The sequence below is a fragment of the Janthinobacterium sp. 13 genome, assembly GCF_002749695.1.
In the GTDB taxonomy this organism is placed as follows: domain Bacteria; phylum Pseudomonadota; class Gammaproteobacteria; order Burkholderiales; family Burkholderiaceae_D; genus Janthinobacterium; species Janthinobacterium kumbetense.
On the sequence record NZ_PEEQ01000001.1, the window covers coordinates 133,148 to 153,546 of the forward strand.

General features: G+C 63.9%; 21 protein-coding genes. 5 read left to right on the plus strand and 16 right to left on the minus strand.

Annotation, left to right across the window (positions count from 1 at the left end):
* Positions 1-4 precede the first annotated feature (4 nt).
* Together CLU94_RS00575 and CLU94_RS00580 are read left to right on the plus strand one after the other, a co-directional pair.
* The gene (locus CLU94_RS00575; protein ID WP_099664170.1) at positions 5-421 is read left to right on the plus strand and encodes an SRPBCC family protein; all 417 of its coding nucleotides are present in this window, start codon (positions 5-7) and stop codon (positions 419-421) included.
* Positions 422-715: 294 nt separating this feature from the next.
* Positions 716-1,933 (plus strand): MFS transporter, encoded by a 1,218-nt coding sequence (locus CLU94_RS00580; protein ID WP_083299622.1) that lies wholly within the window; start codon positions 716-718, stop codon positions 1,931-1,933.
* 49 nt (positions 1,934-1,982) lie between these two features.
* Here the strand turns inward: CLU94_RS00580 and CLU94_RS00585 are convergent, their stop codons facing one another.
* From CLU94_RS00585 to CLU94_RS00610, 6 genes are all read right to left on the minus strand, one after another.
* A complete protein-coding gene (locus CLU94_RS00585) occupies positions 1,983-2,681 on the minus strand; it encodes an aspartate/glutamate racemase family protein (protein WP_180278544.1) in 699 nt (232 codons plus the stop codon).
* 67 nt (positions 2,682-2,748) lie between these two features.
* The gene (locus CLU94_RS00590) at positions 2,749-3,153 is read right to left on the minus strand and encodes a hypothetical protein (RefSeq protein ID WP_143451318.1); all 405 of its coding nucleotides are present in this window, start codon (positions 3,151-3,153) and stop codon (positions 2,749-2,751) included.
* 20 nt (positions 3,154-3,173) lie between these two features.
* A complete protein-coding gene (locus CLU94_RS00595) occupies positions 3,174-3,695 on the minus strand; it encodes a hypothetical protein (RefSeq protein ID WP_099664173.1) in 522 nt (173 codons plus the stop codon).
* 361 nt (positions 3,696-4,056) lie between these two features.
* Positions 4,057-4,410 carry a hypothetical protein gene (locus CLU94_RS00600; protein WP_251348942.1) on the minus strand — a complete coding sequence of 118 codons (354 nt, stop codon included), beginning with the start codon at positions 4,408-4,410 and terminating at the stop codon, positions 4,057-4,059.
* Between the two features lie 524 nt (positions 4,411-4,934).
* On the minus strand, positions 4,935-6,470 hold the full coding sequence (locus tag CLU94_RS00605) for a hybrid sensor histidine kinase/response regulator (protein WP_257218621.1): 1,536 nt from the start codon (positions 6,468-6,470) through the stop codon (positions 4,935-4,937).
* Between the two features lie 11 nt (positions 6,471-6,481).
* A complete protein-coding gene (locus CLU94_RS00610; protein ID WP_099664175.1) occupies positions 6,482-7,312 on the minus strand; it encodes an alpha/beta fold hydrolase in 831 nt (276 codons plus the stop codon).
* A 238-nt stretch (positions 7,313-7,550) separates the two neighbouring features.
* On the opposite strand from CLU94_RS00610, the gene CLU94_RS00615 reads away from it, so the two are divergent.
* Together CLU94_RS00615 and CLU94_RS00620 are read left to right on the plus strand one after the other, a co-directional pair.
* Positions 7,551-8,810: a PepSY-associated TM helix domain-containing protein gene (locus CLU94_RS00615; RefSeq protein WP_099668103.1), complete on the plus strand. Its 1,260-nt coding sequence runs from the start codon at positions 7,551-7,553 to the stop codon at positions 8,808-8,810.
* A gap of 322 nt (positions 8,811-9,132) precedes the next feature.
* Positions 9,133-11,436 (plus strand): TonB-dependent receptor, encoded by a 2,304-nt coding sequence (locus tag CLU94_RS00620; RefSeq protein ID WP_257218622.1) that lies wholly within the window; start codon positions 9,133-9,135, stop codon positions 11,434-11,436.
* On the opposite strand, the gene mdcH is transcribed toward CLU94_RS00620, so the two are convergent.
* From mdcH to mdcA, 9 genes are read right to left on the minus strand one after another with little or no spacing between them, the layout of a single operon-like run.
* A complete protein-coding gene (mdcH, locus tag CLU94_RS00625) occupies positions 11,433-12,371 on the minus strand; it encodes a malonate decarboxylase subunit epsilon (protein ID WP_099664177.1) in 939 nt (312 codons plus the stop codon). The two genes, CLU94_RS00620 and mdcH, sit on opposite strands and share 4 nt — an antisense overlap.
* Positions 12,368-12,985, minus strand: coding sequence for a malonate decarboxylase holo-ACP synthase (locus CLU94_RS00630; RefSeq protein ID WP_099664178.1), 618 nt, complete (start codon positions 12,983-12,985; stop codon positions 12,368-12,370). The genes mdcH and CLU94_RS00630 overlap by 4 nt, the downstream gene beginning before the upstream one ends.
* Complete coding sequence (gene madM, locus CLU94_RS00635) at positions 12,985-13,749, minus strand: malonate transporter subunit MadM (protein ID WP_099664179.1); 765 nt, start codon at positions 13,747-13,749, stop codon at positions 12,985-12,987. The genes CLU94_RS00630 and madM overlap by 1 nt, the downstream gene beginning before the upstream one ends.
* Positions 13,742-14,170: a malonate transporter subunit MadL gene (gene madL, locus CLU94_RS00640; RefSeq protein ID WP_070288196.1), complete on the minus strand. Its 429-nt coding sequence runs from the start codon at positions 14,168-14,170 to the stop codon at positions 13,742-13,744. The genes madM and madL overlap by 8 nt, the downstream gene beginning before the upstream one ends.
* A 54-nt stretch (positions 14,171-14,224) precedes the next feature.
* Complete coding sequence (gene mdcE / locus CLU94_RS00645; protein ID WP_099664180.1) at positions 14,225-15,037, minus strand: biotin-independent malonate decarboxylase subunit gamma; 813 nt, start codon at positions 15,035-15,037, stop codon at positions 14,225-14,227.
* Positions 15,034-15,888, minus strand: a complete 855-nt coding sequence (locus tag CLU94_RS00650; protein WP_099664181.1) for a biotin-independent malonate decarboxylase subunit beta — start codon at positions 15,886-15,888, stop codon at positions 15,034-15,036. The genes mdcE and CLU94_RS00650 overlap by 4 nt, the downstream gene beginning before the upstream one ends.
* A complete protein-coding gene (locus tag CLU94_RS00655; RefSeq protein ID WP_099664182.1) occupies positions 15,885-16,193 on the minus strand; it encodes a malonate decarboxylase subunit delta in 309 nt (102 codons plus the stop codon). The genes CLU94_RS00650 and CLU94_RS00655 overlap by 4 nt, the downstream gene beginning before the upstream one ends.
* Positions 16,180-17,061 (minus strand): triphosphoribosyl-dephospho-CoA synthase, encoded by an 882-nt coding sequence (locus tag CLU94_RS00660; protein WP_257219045.1) that lies wholly within the window; start codon positions 17,059-17,061, stop codon positions 16,180-16,182. The genes CLU94_RS00655 and CLU94_RS00660 overlap by 14 nt, the downstream gene beginning before the upstream one ends.
* An 8-nt stretch (positions 17,062-17,069) precedes the next feature.
* A complete protein-coding gene (gene mdcA / locus CLU94_RS00665) occupies positions 17,070-18,743 on the minus strand; it encodes a malonate decarboxylase subunit alpha (protein WP_099664183.1) in 1,674 nt (557 codons plus the stop codon).
* A gap of 119 nt (positions 18,744-18,862) precedes the next feature.
* Between mdcA and CLU94_RS00670 the strand changes: the two genes are divergently transcribed.
* Positions 18,863-19,786: a LysR family transcriptional regulator gene (locus CLU94_RS00670; protein ID WP_099664184.1), complete on the plus strand. Its 924-nt coding sequence runs from the start codon at positions 18,863-18,865 to the stop codon at positions 19,784-19,786.
* A gap of 103 nt (positions 19,787-19,889) precedes the next feature.
* Here CLU94_RS00670 and CLU94_RS00675 read toward each other — a convergent pair whose 3' ends face one another.
* Complete coding sequence (locus CLU94_RS00675; protein ID WP_099664185.1) at positions 19,890-20,249, minus strand: hypothetical protein; 360 nt, start codon at positions 20,247-20,249, stop codon at positions 19,890-19,892.
* Positions 20,250-20,399: the final 150 nt, after the last annotated feature.

The following is a 20,399-nucleotide window of genomic DNA, read 5'->3' on the forward strand; positions in this document are numbered from 1 at the left end:
GCATATGGCACACACCACCACCTCCATCGACATCGCCGCCACGCCGGCGCAAGTATGGCAACTGATCGGCGGCTTCAATGCCCTGCCCGACTGGCTGCCCTACATTCCCAGCAGCACCTTGAGCGCAGGGGGCCGCATCCGCCACCTGGCCAACCCGGCCGGCGACGTCATCGTCGAGCAACTGGAAGCGTACGACAACACGGCGCGCAGCTACAGCTATTCCATCCTGCAGGCGCCGTTTCCCGCCGCCGATTACCTGTCGACCCTGAAAGTGGAACCACTTGCCGGCAGCGACGGCGCGCGGGTCACCTGGTCGGGCCGCTTCACGCCCGTGGGCGTGAGCGAGCAGGAAGTGACGGACCTGTTCCACGGCATTTATGTGGCGGGACTGGAAGCGCTGCAGCAATCGTTAGCGAAGTAATACGCAAGGAAGACCATTTCCGCCACAGCCAGGCTTTCTTCGCTCACCCTGTGGCGGAATCGCGCAGATTCCGTGTTATCGTTAACAACAAGAGCAATCGCTGTTGTGTGCAGTGCAGCAGATTTTAGCCGGCGCCCTGCAGAGCTTGCCCGAATCTCTTACAATGTTGTCTTTGGGCAGCTCTTCTAGCCCGAAAATACCGGCCATCCGTCGACTCTGGTGGCGCATTGCCACCTCCGGCTGGGCTACTGTGCGCCCCTCCGCCCTGTCATTCTTTACCCAACTAACAAGAACATGCACGCCTCCGTAGATCCCCTGATTCCGCGCGTCACCGCGCCTTTTGGCGCTGGATACGCCGACCTGGCCCTGGCCATCGGCGGCCTCGCCATCGGCACGGGCGAATTCGCCTCCATGAGCATCCTGCCCGTGGTGGCCGACGACCTGGGCACGACCTTGCCGCAGATGAGCCACATGATCAGCGCCTACGCGCTGGGCGTGGTCATCGGCGCGCCCCTGATCACCATCTTCCTGGCGCGCATGCCGCGCCGATTGATGCTGATCTGTCTGATGCTGATGTTCGCTGGCGGCAACTTGCTCAGCGCCATCGCCCCGAATTATGGCTTGCTGGTGGTGGCCCGCTTCGTGGCCGGCATCCCGCACGGCGCCTACTTTGGCGTGGCGGCGCTGGTGGCGGCCGCGCTGGCCGAACCGGACCGGCGCGGCCAGGCCGTGGCCCGCGTCCTGATGGGCTTGACCGTGGCGAATATCTTCGGCGTGCCGCTGGCAACCTACATCGGCCAGACCCTGGGCTGGCGCTCGGCCTTCCTGCTAGTCGCCGCGCTGGGTTTGCTGACCATGCTGATGGTGCGCATCTTCGTGCCCATGGTGGCCGCCGGCGATTCCAGCCCGCGCCGCGAACTGGGCGTGTTCCGCCGCCTGCAAGTGTGGCTGACCCTGCTGATGGTGGCGATCGGCTTCGGCGGCATGTTCGCCGTCTACACGTTTATTACGCCAACCCTGCTGGAAGTGACGAAAGTGTCGCCGCTCGTCATTTCCATCTTGCTGGCCATCATCGGTATCGGCATGACGGTGGGTAATCTGATCGGCGGCTGGCTGGCCGACCGCTCGCGCCTGTGGACCATCTTCGGCGTGCTGCTGTGGAACGTGGCCGCGCTGGCCGCCTTTACTTATACCAGCAGCAATGTCTGGTTGACGGCGATCAACCTGTTCGCCATCGGCGCCGGCATCGCCGTCGCCCCGGCCGTGCAGACGCGCTTGATGGACGTGGCCGGCGACGCGCAAACCGTGGCGGCCGCCCTCAACCATTCCGCCTTCAACATCGCCAACGCCCTGGGCGCCTGGGCCGGCGGCATCGCCATCGCCATGGGCATGGGTTTGCGCTCGACGGGCTGGGTCGGCGCCATGCTGGCCTGCGGCGGCATCGTCGTGCTCGGTATTTCCGTGCTGGTGGAAAACCGCAGCCGGAATGTGAGCGGCGCGCAGCCGGCTTGATGCTGACGAGAGCGGCAGCCTGCCCAGGCAGCCGCTCTGTTGCCAGCGCTTAATCTTCGATGGCAAACGCCACCGCCGCCTCGCAATGAATGGCCGTGGTATTAAATAGCGGCAAGTCCACATCGCCCTGCTGGATCAGCAGCGGTATCTCCGTACATCCCAAAATCACGCCCTGCACGCCTTGCCGCCGCAGTTTTTCTATGATGGCGAGGAAAATTTTCCGGCTGGCGTCGGTAAAGATATTCTGCACCAGTTCCGTATAGATCAGGTCGTGCAGGATGTCCTGGTCGGCCGCATCGGGTGTCACCGTGGTGATGCCGCGCTGTTCCAGCGCATCGTGATAAAAGCGGCCCGCCATCGTCTGCTTGACGCCCAGCAAACCCACCTTGCGTATGCCCGACTGCTGCACCCGCTTTGCCGTTTCATCGACGATACTGATAAAAGGCAAGCCGATCCGCGGCACGACGGCCGGCGCGAAACGGTGCGCGCCATTCGCGCACAGCAGGAAGAAGTCCGCGCCCATGCCTTGCAGGCGCTGCCCTTCCCCGACGAGAAATTGCTCAATGGCATGGGAATCGGGCTGAGATGCGTGCGCGACGAAATCGGCCTGGTCCATGCTGACCAGCATGATGCGCGCGCTGTGCGCGGGCCCGATGCGCGCCACCAGCATTTCATTGAGAAGCCGGTAGTATTCCAGGGTCGAGGCCCAGCCGATGCCGCCAAGTAAACCGATAGTCTTGTTTTGCACATTATTCCCAGCGAAAAGAATTGCGCAAATTATACGATAGCGGCCGCCCGCCACGCGCATGCCGACCTTAGGCGTCGATCCACGCAAACAGCGCCTTGTCCGGCGTGGCGGATTGATGCCAGGTCGATTGCAACTCCATCAGAAATCCGGCCAGATCGAAGGAATTGACATCCAGCCCGGCCCATGGCGCCGTCTGCGCCCATGCCACCGCGATATCGGCCAAGTCGTCGGCCGTCAGCCGCTCGAGAGCCTGCCCCATGGCCTGCGCAAACACGTAAAGCTCACGCCCCGGGATAGACACGGGCCTGATGGCAGGCGCTGCCGAGTGGGTCAGCAATTGCCCCAGCGACGCAAAATCCAGTTCGCCGGGCAAGGCAATGCCCGTGACGGGAAAGGAATCGAAGGCATCCTGCCAGCTGGCACATGCGCGCATCTCGGCGTCGGAACAGACAAAAATATCGATTTTTTTCATATTGCAGCCATTTGGCACAATCAAACGCTTGCCGCATCATGTTGGCTGGATGCCTCGCGGCTGTATTTGCGCTCGAACGCGGCCAGGCTATCCGCCTGCGCCCACAGGCTGGCGATATAGCGGAATTCATCCTCGAATGGCTGCTCGAAATCGGCTACGTCCATCGCATACTCGCAATTGCGGCTCAGCATCACCAGCCAGTCCGGATAGCCAAGCGCCGGATACAGGCGGGTAAAGATGGCATCGAGCGACGCCGCGCTTTCCCGGCCCGCCAGATAGGCGGCGCGCAGTTCGACGATGTATTTTCCGGCCAGGAATTGTTCACCGAGGCGCTGCGCTCCCCGGTAGCGCGCGATGATCACCTCGGCCAGCGGCAGCACCTCGTCGCGGCCCCGGGCGCTGGCCAGCAGCACGACTTCCAGGTCGTCGCCTTCCTGGTCGAGGCGCAAGCGCTCCACGGCCCAGTCCACGCAGCGGTCCGCCCGGCCATCGCCATGGCGCAGCTGAAAGCATTCCAGCTCAAGTTCCGTCAATTGTTCCATTGTTATTTTTCCCGTGCGCATAAATGGACGTCAATGCACATAATGATTCGACTCCGGCCCGGCCAATTGCCATAAACGGCGAACGGTGCCCGGCACGCGGAACGAAGAGTATGGCGGGCATATTATACGACGGACAGTGGAAAGCCCGTACCGGATAATGAGCGGAAGGAATGGGAACGTTTCGATAGAAAAGAGAGGGAGGAGCGATTAATTACACTGCCGCATAGCGGGGAATTTATTCGGGACAGGAAAAAAAACGATTCACAAAAATGGAAAATCCAGGTTTATCTGGAAAATATTCATTTAAAGAAACTTCAAAACAGGCCATGCGCGCGGCATGCCGAACATGGCCCTTGCCCGATTATTGCGGATTCGACGCCACGATGAATGGATCGAAGGTCAGCAGAGTATTGCCCGCCAACAACAAGGTTATCGTATATTGCACATTGCTGCCTTTGGCATTGACGCGGCCACCCCATACGGTGCTGTCATATTGCGGGTAAGGCGCCGGATTGATCATGCCGCTGGTGATGGCGGTGCCATCGAAGTTGTGGATGGAAACTTGTTCGGCCGGGTCCAGCGAGCTCACGTTCCAGACGATGGTGTCGCCGTTCTTGCACGTTGTCACCAGTTCATTGCCGCCTTCGTTGCCATTGCCCGAGTAGCCGGTCGTATCGACCATGAAGACGTACTTGCTCAGATTTTTTTGTGCCACTGCCTGACCAACATTGACCGCTACCAGTACATTAATTGTTGCCATGATTTTACCCCTATTTGGAATGGAATTAAACATTACAACTATCCTTTGTGCGATGAAATAATGAAGACCCATTCAGGTTTCCGGCAGCGCCCGCGGCGTAATCGGATTCCATCACTGGTGCATAAAAATACGCGAAATGTATCAATTAAAAATACACAAAATATATCAATAAATCACCAAATCTATCGATAAGATAATACGCCTGATGACCAATGATGTTTTTTGACCCTCATTACCGCAACCACGAAGTGAGGATATTTCGTTTATTTTCGCAAGTCAAATTATTTTTAATAATATTTAGAATCTATCCATTAATAACATTTAATTTTTAAATGAAATTTCTTTTATTTATAACATTGAAATTCCGTGTTTGATTTACCGCAAACAATAGAGGTGTATCAACGGAAACAGATAATGAAAAGAAAGAAAACAGGGGATGTGATGGGCGCCGCAGGCGGGCAGGATGGCGCTACGGCAACTCAGCTCGTTTGCAGCATCTTCTGCAGCACCGCATCGAGCTCATAAAAATCCACGGGCTTGGTCAGATGTAAATCAAAGCCCGCGTCGGACGCCATCTGGCGGTCCTTGTCCTGGCCCCAGCCCGTGACGGCCACGAGGATGGCGTCCTTGCCGCAGGGCTGGCTGCGCAACAGCCGCGCCACGTCGTAGCCATTCATGTGCGGCAAGCCGATGTCGAGCAAGATCACTTGCGGCATGAAAACTTGTGCGGCTGCCATGCCGGCCGCGCCATCGTAGGCCGTGCGCACGTCATAGCCGAGGATGTCGAGCGCCAGCGCCAGGCTTTCGGCCGCGTCGGCGCTGTCGTCGATCACCAGCACCTTGCCTTCGCGCGTGCCGGCCAGCAAGCGGCGGTTGGGTTCGGGCGGCGCCTGCAAGGGTACGGCAGGCAGCGGCAGGCGCAAGGCGAAGGTGCTGCCCTGCCCCACGCCATCGCTGTGCGCGCTGATGCTGCCGCCATGCAACTCGGCCAGGCCGCGCACGAGAGACAGGCCGATGCCCAGGCCGCCCTGGGCCCGCGACAGGGCCGGTTCCAGCTGCGAGAACAGGTCGAATACCGTGTCCAGGTGCTCGGGCGCGATGCCGATGCCCGAATCGCGCACGCTGATGTGCACGTCGTTGTCCGTGCATGCCACTTCCAGCCCGATGACGCCGTTGGCGGGCGTGTACTTGATGGCGTTCGTCAGCAGGTTGGCAATCATCTGTCCCAGGCGCGTGGCATCGGCGTCGAACCAGATGGCTTGCGGCCATTGCTCCACGAGCACCTTGTGGCCGGATTGCACGGCCAGCTCCGCCACGCTGTGCAGGGCCGCCTCCACCACGGGCGCCAGTTCCACGCAGGCGCGGCGCAGTTCCAAACGCCCCTGCGTGATGCGCGACACTTCCATCAAATCGTCGACCAGGTGCGTCATGTGCCCCACTTGCCGGCCCAGCACGTCGCGGGCCCAGCGCAGCTGCGGGTCGTCCAGTTGCGCCAGGCGCAACACTTCCAGCACATTGCGCATGGGCGCCAGCGGATTGCGCAACTCGTGCGCCAGGGTCGCCAGGAATTCGTCCTTGCGCCGGTCGGCGGCCGCCAGCTGTTCATTGAGCTCGCCAGCCTCCTTGCGCGCCAGTTGCAGCTGCTGTTCATACTTGCGCCGGTCGCTGGCGACAAAGACGGCGATCTCGTCATAACGCACGCCATCATGTTCGCGGCGCACGGCATTGAACAGCATGGGGATGGACTGCCCCTGGCGCTGGCGCATGTCGAGCAGGATTTCCGACACGCTGCCCTGCACCTGCATCAGCGGCAGCCAATGCGTCTGGTGGAATACGCGCCCGCCGATGGTCAGCAAATCCTGCAGTTTCTTTTTCCCCAGCAGCTCCCCGGCGCCATAGCCGAGCCAGCCGCAAAAGGTGGCGTTCGCCTGCACGATGGTGCCGTCGGCCGTGCACAGCAGCAAGCCGCAAGCTGCGTGCTGGAACAAGGTGCTGGCGTCAGGCAAGGAAGGCATCGTGTCGCGCATTACAGGTGTTGGCCGTCGAGAAAGTGGCGGATGGCGCGGTAGCTGGCGTCGGGCACGCTCATGTGCGGACAATGGCCCACATTTTCGAGCACGTGCAGGCTGCTGTGCGGCAACATTTCACGCAAGTACACACCCACGCAAGGTGGCGCGATGAAGTCGTCGCTGCATTGCACGATCAGGGCCGGCGTGCTGTTCTGCGGCAAGACGGCGCGGTGGTCGGACAAGAACGTGGCTTGCGCGAAATGCCGGGCGATGACGGGGTCGGTACGGCAAAAGCTGTTCGCCAGGTCTTGCCCCAGCGCCGGCTGCCCTGGCGCGCCCATGATGGCAGGCGCCATGCCGGCGGACCAGCCCAGGTAATTGCTATCCATGGCATCGAGCAAGTCGTCGATATCGGCACGGCTGAAGCCGCCCCGGTAGCCGGCCGCCGCATCGTCGACATAGCACGGCGACGGCGCCAGCATGACTTGCGCGGCGAACAGCTCCGGCTCGGCGATGCTGGCCAGCAAGGCGCTCATGGCGCTGACGGAATGGCCGATGCAAATCACGGGAGCGCCGCCGACGGCATGGATGACCTGGCGCAAATCGGCGCCATGCGCGTCGAGCCGCGCGTAGCTATCGAAATCATAGGCACCGAGGTCGGAAGCGCCGCTGCCGACCAGGTCGAACAGCACGGTGCGGTAGCGCGCACGAAACAGCGGCTCCAGGTAACGCCACATGGTCTGGTCGCAGCCAAAGCCATGCATGAACACCATGGTGGCAGCCGCGCCCGCCTGTGGCGCACCGTTGCATTCGCGAATGCGGACATTGTTCCGGTCTTCTATGCGCATGCCGCCTCAGCCTTGAATATTTCCATGTGGAATGTAAATTAACTTCTTGCTAGCATCTTAGCATGCGCCATTTGACCCTGGGCAACACCATTGGCGCTGGACAAACGCCACGCCACGGCGGATAATGAGAACGATTCCCATTATCAAAATAGCAGGCGTGTGCCTGGCTTTTCCCTGTGCGCCCCCGTGGCGCCTGCTGGCGGCAACAAGCCGGTTTTATGTTAAAGGTTTGTACCGCATGCGCGCTTTCTGGACTGTCATACACCGCTGGGCCGGCCTGACCATCGCCCTCTTCCTCATCGTCGCCGGCCTCACGGGCGCCGTCACGTCGTGGGACCACGAACTGGACGAATGGCTCAACGCCGACATCATGGACACGCCGGGCCACGGCCCCCTGCAGCCGCCGTTTGCGCTGGCGCAAAAAGTCGCCGCCGCCGACCCGCGCGTGGAAGTCAATTACATGACCCTGGGCCTGGAAGAAGGCCATGCGGCCGCCTTCATGGTGCGCCCGTTGACGGACCCGGCCACGAACAAGCCGTTCGTGCTCGACTACAACACCGTCTACATCGACCCCGTCACGGCGCAGATCACGGGCACGCGCGATTCGACGGCCATTTCCCTGTCGCGCCGCAGCCTGATGCCGTTCCTGCGCCACCTGCATTACAGCCTGCACGTGCCCGCCTTCTGGGGCACGGACCGCTGGGGTTACTGGCTGATGGGCACGGTAGCCCTGGTGTGGCTGCTCGACAGCATGGTGGCGTTTTATCTGACCACGCCGCGCCGTTTGCGCCCGCGCGCGCAGGACGAGGCGCCGCGCCACCGCGACGCCGCCAGCTGGTGGCAGCGGTGGAAACCGTCGTGGGTGCTGCGCTGGGCGGCCGGCGGCTACAAGCTCAATTTCGATCTGCACCGCGCGGGCGGGCTGTGGGTGTGGCCCGTCATCATCGTCGTCGCGTTTACCTCGTTCTCGCTGAACCTGTACCGCGAAGTGTTTTATCCCGTCATGTCGCTCGTTTCCACCACCACGCCGGGACCGTACGAAACGCAGGTGCCGGCGCCCTACGGCACGTATATCACGCCCGCGATCGGCTTCGAGCAGGCCGTGGAGATTGCCAAAAAGCAAGCCGCGCAGCGCGGCATCACGGCGCCCATCGGCGGCATTTATTATGGCGGCAATTATTCGTTCTACAACGTCTCCTTCTTCGATCCGGCCGACGAATTCGGCGCGGCCGGCATGGGCCTGTCGAACCTGTATGTCGACGGCATGAACGGCAGCATCATCGGCCAGCACAAGCCGTGGGAAGGCACGGCCGCCGACGTCTTCGTGCAACTGCAATTCCCCCTGCACTCGGGCCGCATCCTCGGCTTGCCGGGGCGCATACTGATGTCCTGCATGGGCCTGATGGTGGCCATGCTGTCCGTGACGGGCATCGTCATCTGGGAAAGAAAACGGCGCGCGCGCCGGCTGCAGGCGAAAAAGCCAGCGAACTTCACCTGAAGCAGCAACTCCATCACGGCGCAGGCGGACCAATGCAGTCTGCGCCGCACACCTTGCCAGCGGCCTGATCACGCGCAACGCGCAAGGCCAGCACACCTCCCCACTTTCCTACCCAGTAGCCGGCACATGCCGGCTGCCTGCGCTGCGCGGGTTCCGTGCGCCAGTCCGCCGATGCCATCAAATGCAGTTTACTTGCAATAGCATCAGGCGCAAGCTATTATTGCAACTCAATTGCATTTATACCTTCACGCCGGGCCTGCGCCCAGTACCACCTTCCGCCTTTTTAGAAAGTCCTATGCGCCATCACGTATTCGCAGCTGCCATGCTGTCCACTGCCCCGCTCGCTTACGCGGCGGACGACGTCACCCTGCAAACCATCAAGGTCCGGGCTGACCGGCCTTCCAGCATCGACAGCGTCGTCCTCGTCGAGAATACGCAAGCCCAGAACCGGACCCTGGGCGGCATGCTCGAACATGTCTCGGGCGTACAAAGCAGCGCCTTCGGGCCGAATGCGGGCGCGCCGGTGATCCGCAGCCTGAGCGGCAGCCGCGTGCAGATCCTCGAAGATGGCCAGTCCATCCTCGGCATGAATGCGCTCAGCGGCGACATCAACATCCCTTTCGATCCGCTGTTCGCGCGCAGCGTGACGGTGAACAAATCGTCCGATAGCGTGCGTTTCGGCGGCAATGCCATCGGCGGCAGCGTCGACGTCGATTCCGGCATCGTTTCCAGGAAGATGGAAACCAAAGAAAAGGACGTGGAATTGGTCCTGCGCAAGGGATTCAACGATGCCGACGCGCAAGGCTTGCGCGTCAACTTCAACGATGGCAAGCACTTCTCGACGAATCTGCAACTGTCCTTCCAGAAGATCGGGCATTACGATATTCCCGGCAACAGCAAGGCCGGCGCGTGCAACAGCCAGCTGTTCCCTGCAACCGGCGGTGTCAACACCTTCCTGGCCGACAGTTGCCAGAAGGAAGCGCGCATCCAGCAAATCTACAACAAGGCGTCGCAACCGTTTATCGACCAGTTCATGAAGGAAAATCCGGACTGGGCGGACGGTGATTTTTCCTTCTACACCAATAATCCCACCTCCGTCTGGCAGCGCAAGACCTACGTCAACCCGGCCAATCCCGCCTACGTACCGGGTACGCCGTCGATGACCCAGAGCAAGATCAACAAGGACGTCACCCCCGATTACCACGGCACCCTGGGCAACAGCCATGCCAGCAATGCCCACTTTGCCGTCGGCACGACCTACTTTTTCGACCAGGGCTACGTGGCCGTCAGTCTCGACTCCAAGGAAAGCGAATACGGCGTGCCGGGCTTTTCCATGGAAAACAAGTCGTTCGGGGCGAATTATGCCGAGGGGTTGCCCGTCGGCGTCGTGATCAAGCAGGATAAATATGCGCTGGAAGCCCGGCTGTCCAGCCCCGTTGCGTATCTTGAAAGCGTGCAACTGCGCATGTCACGCCTGAACAATGCGTCGGGAGAGCGCCTGGGTTCCATCAAGGCGAATGATTACCAGTTCGACACGAATCAAGCCGAGCTCCTGCTGGCGCACCGGCGCGCAGGCCCCTTGAGCGGCATGCTGGGCTTGAGCCACAAGGCCAGGGATATCGCCGGCAGCGGGCCGCAGCTGTACCTTCCCGACGCGAGCACGGTCAGCCGCGCGCTGTTCCTCAAGGAAAGCCTCGACGTCGACTGGGCCACCTTCGACGCGGGCTTGCGCCATGAAAAAGTCGAGCACGAGATCCGCAAGAGCGGCTTCAAGACGTCGAGGAATGCGAGCAACTCCCGACTCGAGGACAGGTCGTTCAGCCTGAACAGCTATAACCTGGGCGCCTCGGCCAAGCTGGGCCAGCTGTTCGGCGCGAAGCTGCGCTACTCATCGTCGGAAAGAGCGCCCGACGTCAATGAGTTGTATGCGAGCAACCGCCACTATTCGATCATGACCCAGGAAGAAGGCAACCAGAACCTGAAGGCCGAGCGCGCGAAGAATACCGAGCTCACCGGCCTGTTCGCCAACCGCGGCTTCCAGCTGTCGGCCACCGGCTACGTCATGAAGTACGAGAACTACCTCTACCTTGGCCACTCTGGCGCCCAGATGGCCAATCGCCTGCCCTTGAAGTACTGGAAGCAGACCGATACGACGGTCCGTGGCTTCGAGGTCGACGCCTCCCAGGTCGTGCAGCTTGGCGGCTACGGCAAGCTGAACCTCTCCGCCTTTGCCGACCTCGTCAAGAACAAGGCGGACAATCCGGACAAGCTGCGCGCGCACAACGACGGCGCCTACCTGCCCAACATGCCCACCAACCGCTATGGCGCGAATGTACAGTGGGAAAACAAGGGGTGGAAGGCCAAGCTGTCCGGCACCCGGTATGACAAGCAAAAGTACCTGGGCAAGAGTGTCGGCGAGGAAGTGCCGCTCGACGGCTACACCATGGTGAACTTCCAGGTCAGCCGCGCCCTGCAGGTAGCCAATTCGCCGTTTGCAGGCATCGAGGTGTTTATCAGCGGCAGCAACCTGCTCGATGCGGATGCCAGGCCGCACAATTCCCCACTGAAATACATCGCGCCCTTGCCGGGCCGTGGCTTTCAAGTTGGCTTGAGCGCCAGGCTTTAAGGCACGCTGCCGTTTCGCTCCCGCCGCACCAGCGCCAGCACGCTGTCGCCCCGGTTGCCGTCGCAGCAGGCGGCCACGCCGTCCGTGAAATCGGGCGCCGTCAGCCGCGTCAGGACGCTGCCGGGCGGCATTTCCAGCGCCAGCCGGGCGCCCCGCTCCCACGCCAGGCGTACGGTACTGGTCCACTGCACGCGCCGCGCCATGTTGGCGGCCAGGCTGTCGCGGATGCGGGCCGGGTCGAACAGCGCGCGCGCCGCGCTGCTGCTCAGGTAGACGAGCGAGGGGCGGCGCACGGCCACGCCCTCGAAGGCGGCGGCCATGTCGATCGCCGCGCCTTCCAGCAGCGGGCAATGCGACGGCACGCTGATGGCCAGGCGCTTGGCCTTGCTGCCGCCGTGCGCCAGGGCCAGCGCCATCACGGCTTGCAAGGCGGGCTCGCTGCCGGCAATGGCGATCTGGCGCGGCGCATTCAGGTTGGCGACATACACGGGATTCGCGGCGCCATGCACTTGTGCCAGCAACGATTCGAGTTGCGCCAGATCAAGTCCGATGATGGCCGCCATGCCGTAGCCAGCCGGATACGCCTGTTCCATCAACTCTCCGCGCCGCGCCACCAGGCGCACGGCATCCGCATAATCGAGCGCGCCGGCCACGACGGCCGCCGCATACTCGCCGATGGAAAAGCCGGCCACCATGTCGGGCAGCGCGCCGCGCGCCGCCAGCGAACGCGCCATCGCCACGCCCGCGATCAGCAAGCACAGTTGCACGGCCCGCGTCGACGCCAGCGCTTCGGCCGTGTCCAGCGCCAGGGAATCTTGGCCCAGCACGTCAGCCGCTTCGGCCAGGGCCGCCGCCACGGCCACATCGTCGGGCAGCGCATGCAGCATGCCGGGATATTGGGCGCCCTGGCCCGGAAAGGTAAACAATACGCTCATGCCTGCTCCCAGGGCGTGGCCGTCAGCACGGGACCGTGGTCCGTTTTCAGCAAGACCCTGCCCCGCCCCGCCGCCCATTCCGCATACGCAAAGCCGCCATGGCCCGTGTCGATTTGCAGATCCAGCCGGCACGCCGTGACCGTGGCGGCGATGGCGCGCAGGGCGTCGGCCTGCTCCGCGTGCGGCGGCGCGGCGATGCGCAGCACGAGATCGAGGTCGCTGTCGGCGCGCAGCACGGGCAAGCCGCTGGCCAGGGCGAAGCCCACGCCGCCCGTCGGGCCCCAGGCCCAGCCCGTGGCATCGAGCAGCGGCGCCACCGGCCGCAGCGCATCGAGCGCAGTACAGTCAAAACCGGACGGCGGGGTGTGCGCCAGCTGCGCCAGCATTTCCGGCGTCACGCGGCGCAGAACGGCGGAAGACTCCACTTCGCACGCATGCCGTTCGCTGCGCAGCCGGCCGCGCAAGCCCACGGGGATGCGTCCGGGCGCGCTGCTGCCGCGCCGCACCACCAGCGGCGCCGCCTGCAGCCAGGCAGCGTCGGCCCAGGCGGGCAAGCATGCACCGTCCGGCAAGCCGGATACCCACAGCAAGTCATGCGCGCGCCAGGCGTCCATCAAGCCACCACCGCCTTGACGGCGAAGAACAGCAGCGATGGTCCCAGCAAGCAGCCCAGGCCCGTATGAAACGTGGCCACCAGCGCGCCATACGGCACCAGCTTGCGGTCGGTGGCGGCCAGGCCGGCCGACACGCCGCTGACGGTGCCGGCCAGGCCGCCGAAGACCATCGCAGAACGGGGCGTCTTCAGGCGCAAAAAGCGCGCCGCGGCGGGCGTGCCCACCATCACCAGGATGGCCTTGATGAGGCCTGCCGCGATGCTGAGCGCCATGACGTCCGAGCTGGCGCCGATGGCCGCGCCCGTGACGGGGCCGACGATGTACGTGACGGCGCCGGCGCCGATGGTGGTCATGCTGACGGCGTCCGAATAGCCAAACGCGTAGGCCACGCCGGCGCCGACGAGGAAGGGCAGCACCACGCCCAGCAGCAGCGCCACGACGCCGATCAGGCCAGCCTTGCGCGCTTCCGTCGCCTGCACCTCGAAGGCCGTGGCGACGATGGCGAAGTCGCGCAGCATGGCGCCGCCCATCAGGCCGATGCCGCCGAACAGCGACAAATCGGCCAGGCCCTTGTGGCCGCCGCTATGCACGCCGCCCCAGTAAGCGAGGCCCAGGCCGATCACGATGGCGATGGCCGAGCCGTGCACGCGGCCCAGGGTCAGGTATTTCGACAGCGCCATCGAGACAAGCATGATCAGGCCGACGAAGGCGAAGGCCGTCACCAGGCCATTGTGGATGGCGGCTTTTTCAAAGATTTCAAGCATGACGGTGCTCCTTCATCAGCATCGAGTCGGCTTGCACGCGGTCGGCTTCGGCGGCAGCGATGGCGGCAGGGCTTTCCGACCGGTTAATCAACGAAATCACGGCGCCGCACACGAGCACGGAACCGATGGCGGCCAGCACGGCCACGGGCCCGCCGCGCAGGGCTGCCACCACGTCCTGCTGCGCCGCCATGGCCACCACCACGGGAATATACATGGCGCCCCAGTATTCGACGCCCCGCTCCGTCATCTGCGGCAGCCAGGCGCGGCGCTGCATGTAGAGCCGGGCGCAGATCAAGAGCAGCATGGCGATGCCCACGCCGCCCACGTTGGTCTTGACGCCCATCAGCTGCCCGAGCAGGTCGCCCAGGAAGATGCCGAGCAAATGGCACAGTGCCAGCAATGCGGTTCCGTAAATGATCATGATTGTCTCCGTTATAGGAATAGGAATGACTTGATGTCTTCTCTGTTGTTGCACCTACCACTGCTGCCCCAGCACCTCCCTGACTCTTGCCGATGCCTGGCGGTGCGGCGCGCCCAGGCGGCTGGCCAGTCCCCGTTCCGGATCGGCGCGGATATCGGCCAGCGCCGCTTGCAGGCTGGCGCGCACTTGGGCCAGATCAAGCTCCGACGGCGCGTCCGGCTGCGCCACCTGCAAGGTTTGCCACAGCAGGCCCAGGGTGGCGTAGTTCCTGACGTCGTAGGCCATGGGCGCGATGCTCGCGGCCAGCGTTTCGAGCGCTTCCACGGTGCGCAGGGTGATGCGCGCGGCCGACGCCTTGCCCATCGCGTGCACCATCACTTGCGGATCGTCGAGCGCGATCAGCCGGTTGGCCTGGTAGCCGTGGGCGAGAAACGCGCCCGACATGGCCTTGCCGACGATCAGGCCGATCACGGGATGGCCCGCCAGGCGCGCCTCGGCATACGCGCCCGCCGCGCCGGCCAGCGCCTGGTGGATGCCGTACGCTTCTTCGCGCCGGCCGTAGGCCTGGCTGGCCACGTCGATGACGGCCACGATGGGCCGCTTCACGGCCAGGTCGCGGTCCTCGGCAAGCACCTGCTGCACGGCGCGCGCCAGCTGCCACGCCTCGACCAGGCCGACCTCCCCCGTGCGGGCGCGCGTAAAACGGTTGTCCGGATCGGGCAGCACGGCGAGGTAGCGCGCCGGCTCGCCCGCCAGCGGCGCGTCCACCACGCGCACGGAAGGCGGATAGCCGTCCAGCGGCGCAGCGTTGTTCGTGAGTGCCGCCAGCCAGACGGCGCCCCGGCTCGTGTCGGTAATGGCGTTCATGCTGCTGCTCCTTTGCTGTAGATCAAACGTACGGCTTCCGGCGTGGCTTGCGGGCCGGCGTCCACTTGCGCCAGGCGGGCCAGGTAGCCTTCCGCCTGGTCGCTGCGGTGCCGCGCCGGCACGCCGCGCGCGAACAATGCGGCCACGGTGGCGCGCATCTGCGCCGTGTCGTCTTCCACATAGGCGTCAGCCAGGCCGCTGTGGAAGCGCTGCTCGCCGCCCGTCAGGCTCCAGATGAAGGGCTTGTTGCGCGAGTCGAATTCGTCCACGCCCGCCTCCTGCTCGATCACGGCGGGCCCGTTGAGACCCAGGCGCGCTTCGCGCGTGACGACCAGGTAGCTGCACAAACCCGCCGCGATCGACATGCCGCCGTAGCAACCCACGGTGCCGGCGGTGATGCCGATCACGGGCTGGTAGCGGCGCAGGTCGACGATGGCCGCATGGATGTCGGCAATCGCCGCCAGGCCCAGGTTCGCTTCCTGCAGGCGCACGCCGCCAGTCTCGAACAGGATCACGGCGCGCGTCGGCACGCCGTTGCGGTTGTCGCGCGCCGCCAGTTCCAGCGCGCCGGCGATCTTCGCGCCGCCCACTTCGCCCATGCTGCCCCCTTGGTAGGCGCCTTCGATGGCCAGCACCACGGCCGGCTGGCCGTCGAACAAGCCCTTGGCCACCACCACGCCGTCATCCGCCTGCGCCGTCACGCCTTGTTTCGGCAGCCAGGGCGAAGCGATGCCGCAGAACGGATCGAGCAGCTCGCGCATGCTGCCATCATCCAGCAAGGCCCTGGCCCGGCTGCGCGCCCCCCGTTCGATGAAGCTGTCGCGCTCCAGCAATTGCTTCAAGGTGCTCATGTAGACCTCCCCGCTTGCAATTCTTCATACGCTTGCTCGATGCGCATGCGCACCACGCCCGGCGTGGCGCCGCAATCGTTGATGACGATGGCCGCCGCCGGCAGCGGCTCGCCGCCGAAGACGCGCAGCAGCAGCGCATCCCACACGGCACCCTTGCCATCGACGGAGGTGTTGACGACGATGCGGGTCACGCCATCGTCGCCCGGCTGCAGCAGCACTTCCAGGTCGCCCGAACCGACCACGCCGGCCAGGGCGCGCCCCGCCGCCGCTGGCCCGGCCGGGAATGTATAGTCACGCGTTTCCATGCGCTTCTCCTTCTGTCAATCGATCGAGAAACAGGGTGGCCGCCAGCAAGTCGGCCGCGCCGCCCGGCGACACGCCGCGATCCAGCGCCACCGCTTCCAGCGCCAACAGCGCCTCGGTGCCGGCCACAGTGGCCGCGCCGCCGGCGGCCAGCACCCGCGCCGCACCCGATTGCAGTGCCAGCAAGGCCGCCTCGCCGCCGCGCGACAGCACGCAGGTGTCGTCCAGGCCACTGAGAATGGCCAGCAAGGCGTTCAGGCGCGCCGTCGTCTCGCTGTCGCCGCGCGCCCGCGAGGCGTGCAAAGCGGGCAGTCCCGCACCCGTCACCAGGGGGAAACCGGCGCGGGCCTGGCCCCGCGCGCCATCGACCTGATACTGGCGGCACGCCAGCTCGCCCTTGTTGCCGGTGATGCCAGGCGCGCCGCGGTCGTGCAAGCGGGCCAGCGCGCCGGCCCGTGCCGCCACGGCTTGCGGCGCCAGCGACGCGCCGCGCGCGCCCTGCTGCGCCGCCGCCGTCACCAGCAGGCCCAGCGCCCAGATGGCGCCCCGGTGCGTGTTCACGCCGCCCGTCGCTGCCAGCATCAGCGCTTCGCCGTCGCGGCCGATGGCGCCGATGCGCTGGCGCAGGCCGTCGTCATCGCCGCTTTCCCAGCCCGCCTGCGCCATGGCGGCAAACACGGGCTGCAGCACGCAGGCCGAGTGGCACATCAGGGCCCAGTTCAAGTCCGCATGGGCGCCACGGCTGCGCAAATCGACCAGGCCCGGTTTCGGCGTCAGGGTCACTTCATCGAGCAGCGCCTGCAGCACTTGGCGCGCCAGGGCCGCAGGGCGTACCTGCACCGGCACTGTCGTCGTCATTGTGGTCATCATTGTCATCATTACCAGCTCCTGAATTTGGCGGGTGGTTGATACAGGCCGTCCGACCATTCGACCAGGTCGGCGATGCTTTTCGCGGCCAGCAGCGAGCGGTTCGCCGCTCCCCGCTGCACGCCGATATCCTCGGGCAGCGCGATCAGGCCGTCGGCGCGCAGTTTCGCCGTCGTCTTCGGGTCGTGGCGCAGGCCGATGGGCGTCACGCCGGCCACCGCCGCCAGCATGGCCTTGCGTTCGTCGAGCGAGCGGGCCTTGTACAGGTAGGCGATGCCCTCTTCCGTCAGCACGTGGGTGACGTCGTCGCCATAGATCATCACGGGCGCGAGCGGCATGCCGCTGGCCTGGCCCACGGCCACGGCGTCGAGCGATTCGACGATGGTCGGCTGGCCGCCGTCCTGGAAGGTTTCGACCATCTGCACCACCAGCTTCTTGCCGCGCGCGAGCGGGTCGTCCGTCTCGATCAGGTCCAGCCAGGCGGGCGTCGGATGGCGACGGCCGTGCGGATCGTGGCCCATGTTGGGCGCGCCGCCGAAACCGGCCAGGCGGCCGTTGGTGACGGTGGACGAATTGCCCAGGCCATCCATCTGCAGGGTGGCGCCGATGAACAGGTCGACCGCATACTGGCCCGCCAGCTGGCACAGGGCGCGGTTCGAGCGCATGGAGCCGTCGCGGCCCGTGAAGAACACGTCGGGCCGGGCGGCCGCATAGCCTTCCATGCCCAGCTCCGCGCCGAAGCAGTGCACGCTCTCGACCCAGCCCGTCTCGATGGCGGGAATCAGGGTGGGATGCGGGTTGAGCACCCAGTTGCGGCAAATCTTGCCCTTCAAGCCCAGCTGCTCGCCGTAGGTGGGCAAAATCAGTTCGATGGCGGCCGTATTGAAACCGATGCCGTGGTTCAGCGACTGCACCTGGTGTTTTTCATACACGCCGCGGATCGCCATCATGGCCATCAGCACGTGCACGGGCTTGATGACGCGCGGGTCGCGGGTAAACAAGGGTTCGATGAAGAACGGCTTGTCGGACTGTACGACGAAATCGATCCACGAGCCGGGCACGTCGACGCGCGGCAAGTCGCTCACGTCGTCGACGATCTGGTTCACCTGGGCGATGACGATGCCGTCGCGGAAGGCGGCCGATTCCACCAGCGTGGGCGTGTCCTCGGTGCTGGGGCCCGTGTACAGGTTGCCCTGGCGGTCGGCCATGTAGCCGGCCACCATGACGACGTTGGGCGTGAGGTCGACGAACAGGCGCGCATACAGCTCGATATACGTGTGGATGGCGCCCACTTCCAGCAATCCATCCTGCAGGAATTGCGCGATGCGCAGGCTTTGCGTGCCGGCAAACGAAAAATCGAGCTTGCGGGCGATGCCCCGCTCGAACAAGTCCAGGTGCTCGGGCAGGCTGACGCTGGGCATGATCAGGTGCAGATGGTGGATCTTGTCGGGGTTGACCTGGGTCAACATGCGGGCGAGGAAATCGGCCTGCTTCTGGTTATTGCCTTCAAGAACGACGCGGTCGCCCGGCGCAAGCAGCGCTTCGAGCACGGCGACCATGTCGCCCTGTTGCAGCACGGGGCCGCTCGCGTACTGGCGCACGGCTTCCAGGCGGCGGCGCTTCTCCGTGCGCCGCGTGTCCCATTGTTTTTGCCGCTGCGCTGGCGCTGCTGTGGCGGTTGACATCATGCCTCCGGAATGAGCTATCGAACCCCGACGATAGAACGAAAGCGTCACCGCGACAATCAACCTGCTACCATGTTCATTACCTTGAAGTTAATGAACTGACATAAAAGAGGCTAGCCATGGCCATCAATGAAGAAATTACCTTGAAGAAGCTGGAGGTGTTTCTCAGCTTTATGGAATTGAACAACCTGGCGCGGGTGGCCGATGCGCTGGGCCAGAGCACCGTCAGCGTGCACCGCGCCCTGCACTCGCTGGAAGACGGCTTGCGCTGTCCCCTGTTCAAGCGCGAGGGCCGCAGCCTGATCCCCCTGCATGCGGCCTACACCTTTGCAGAATCGGCGCGGCGCGCGCTGGCCGAGTGCGAGGAAGGCGTGCGCAAGGTGCGCGAAATGTCGGGCATCAACCCCGTGCGCCTGAAGATCGGTTCGCTGTATTCCTTGACCCTGCACTGCATCCCGCAACTGGTGATCGCCCTGAAGCTGCGCCGGCCGGGCCTGGACATCGACCTGACCCTGGGCTCGAACCGCGAACTGCTGCAAAGCCTGGCCGACGGCAGGCTGGACGCCATCATCGTCGGCGTGCAGGAAGACGAACACCATGCGGGCCTGGTGGCCGTGCCCCTGTTCCAGGACGACATCTTCCTGGCCGCGCCGCTGGCTTCGCCCTATGCGGAGGCCGCTTCCGTGGACTTGCAGGCGCTGCGCGACGACAAATTCGTCACGCTCAACGAAGGTTTCGTCACCTCGCAAAGCTTCAACCATGCATTCGAGCTGGCCGGTTTCGTGCCCGACACGGCCATGCGCGTGGGTGACATCTTCTCCCTGATCAACCTGGTAAGCGGCGGCATCGGCTACAGCCTGCTGCCCGGCCGAGTCCGCGCCTTCAGCTCGCGCATCGAACTGCTGCCCCTGGACGCCCGCTACGGCTCGCACCAGCAAATCACCCTGCTGATGCTGAGCAGCCGCGAGCGCGACCCGAATCTGCTGGCGCTGGCGGCGGAGTGCAGGTTGTATGGGCGTGGCGAGCGCGCAACTGGTAGCTGAAATGGAGTCGCACGTCGAAACGGTGGCACAGGAGCGCCGCGCTGCGATGCTGGGACGCATGGAAAACGGGGCCACTTGCAATCTTCAACTGGGCAGCATCAGCTCAAGTTGGAAATTCTCCGTGCATATAGGTTTTCCAGAGATTGTCGATAAAGTCGATCTCGACTTTATCGTGACATGCCTGCGCAATCAAGCCCATGTCGTCCGACACATATCCAGCAAGGTCGGAATTTTCAGTGACTTGATACACTTTCTTGAATGCGATCTCCCTGATCTCCCTCACCAGGGCGCCCTCGGGTGGACAAGATGAGCTCACTTTTTCGTAGCTGGCACACCATGCGCCATCAAACTCAAAAGAGTCCCTGGCGCACAATGCAGCATCCCAGTCAGTATCTTTCTGAAAAATAGTCTCAAAGAAAATACTCTTATTTATTGTCGTTAAAATTTCGCTTACGGTCGTCATCTCGATATTTCGTATTCATCTGTGTGGATGCCATTCGGCGTTTCGTGAGCCTGCGCGCCAACGATTGTTATGACCTGACGCCAAAACGCCCGCAAGCAGGTCAACGCGCCCATTATAGGGACTGGCATGGACTGCTCACGGGACTGGAGC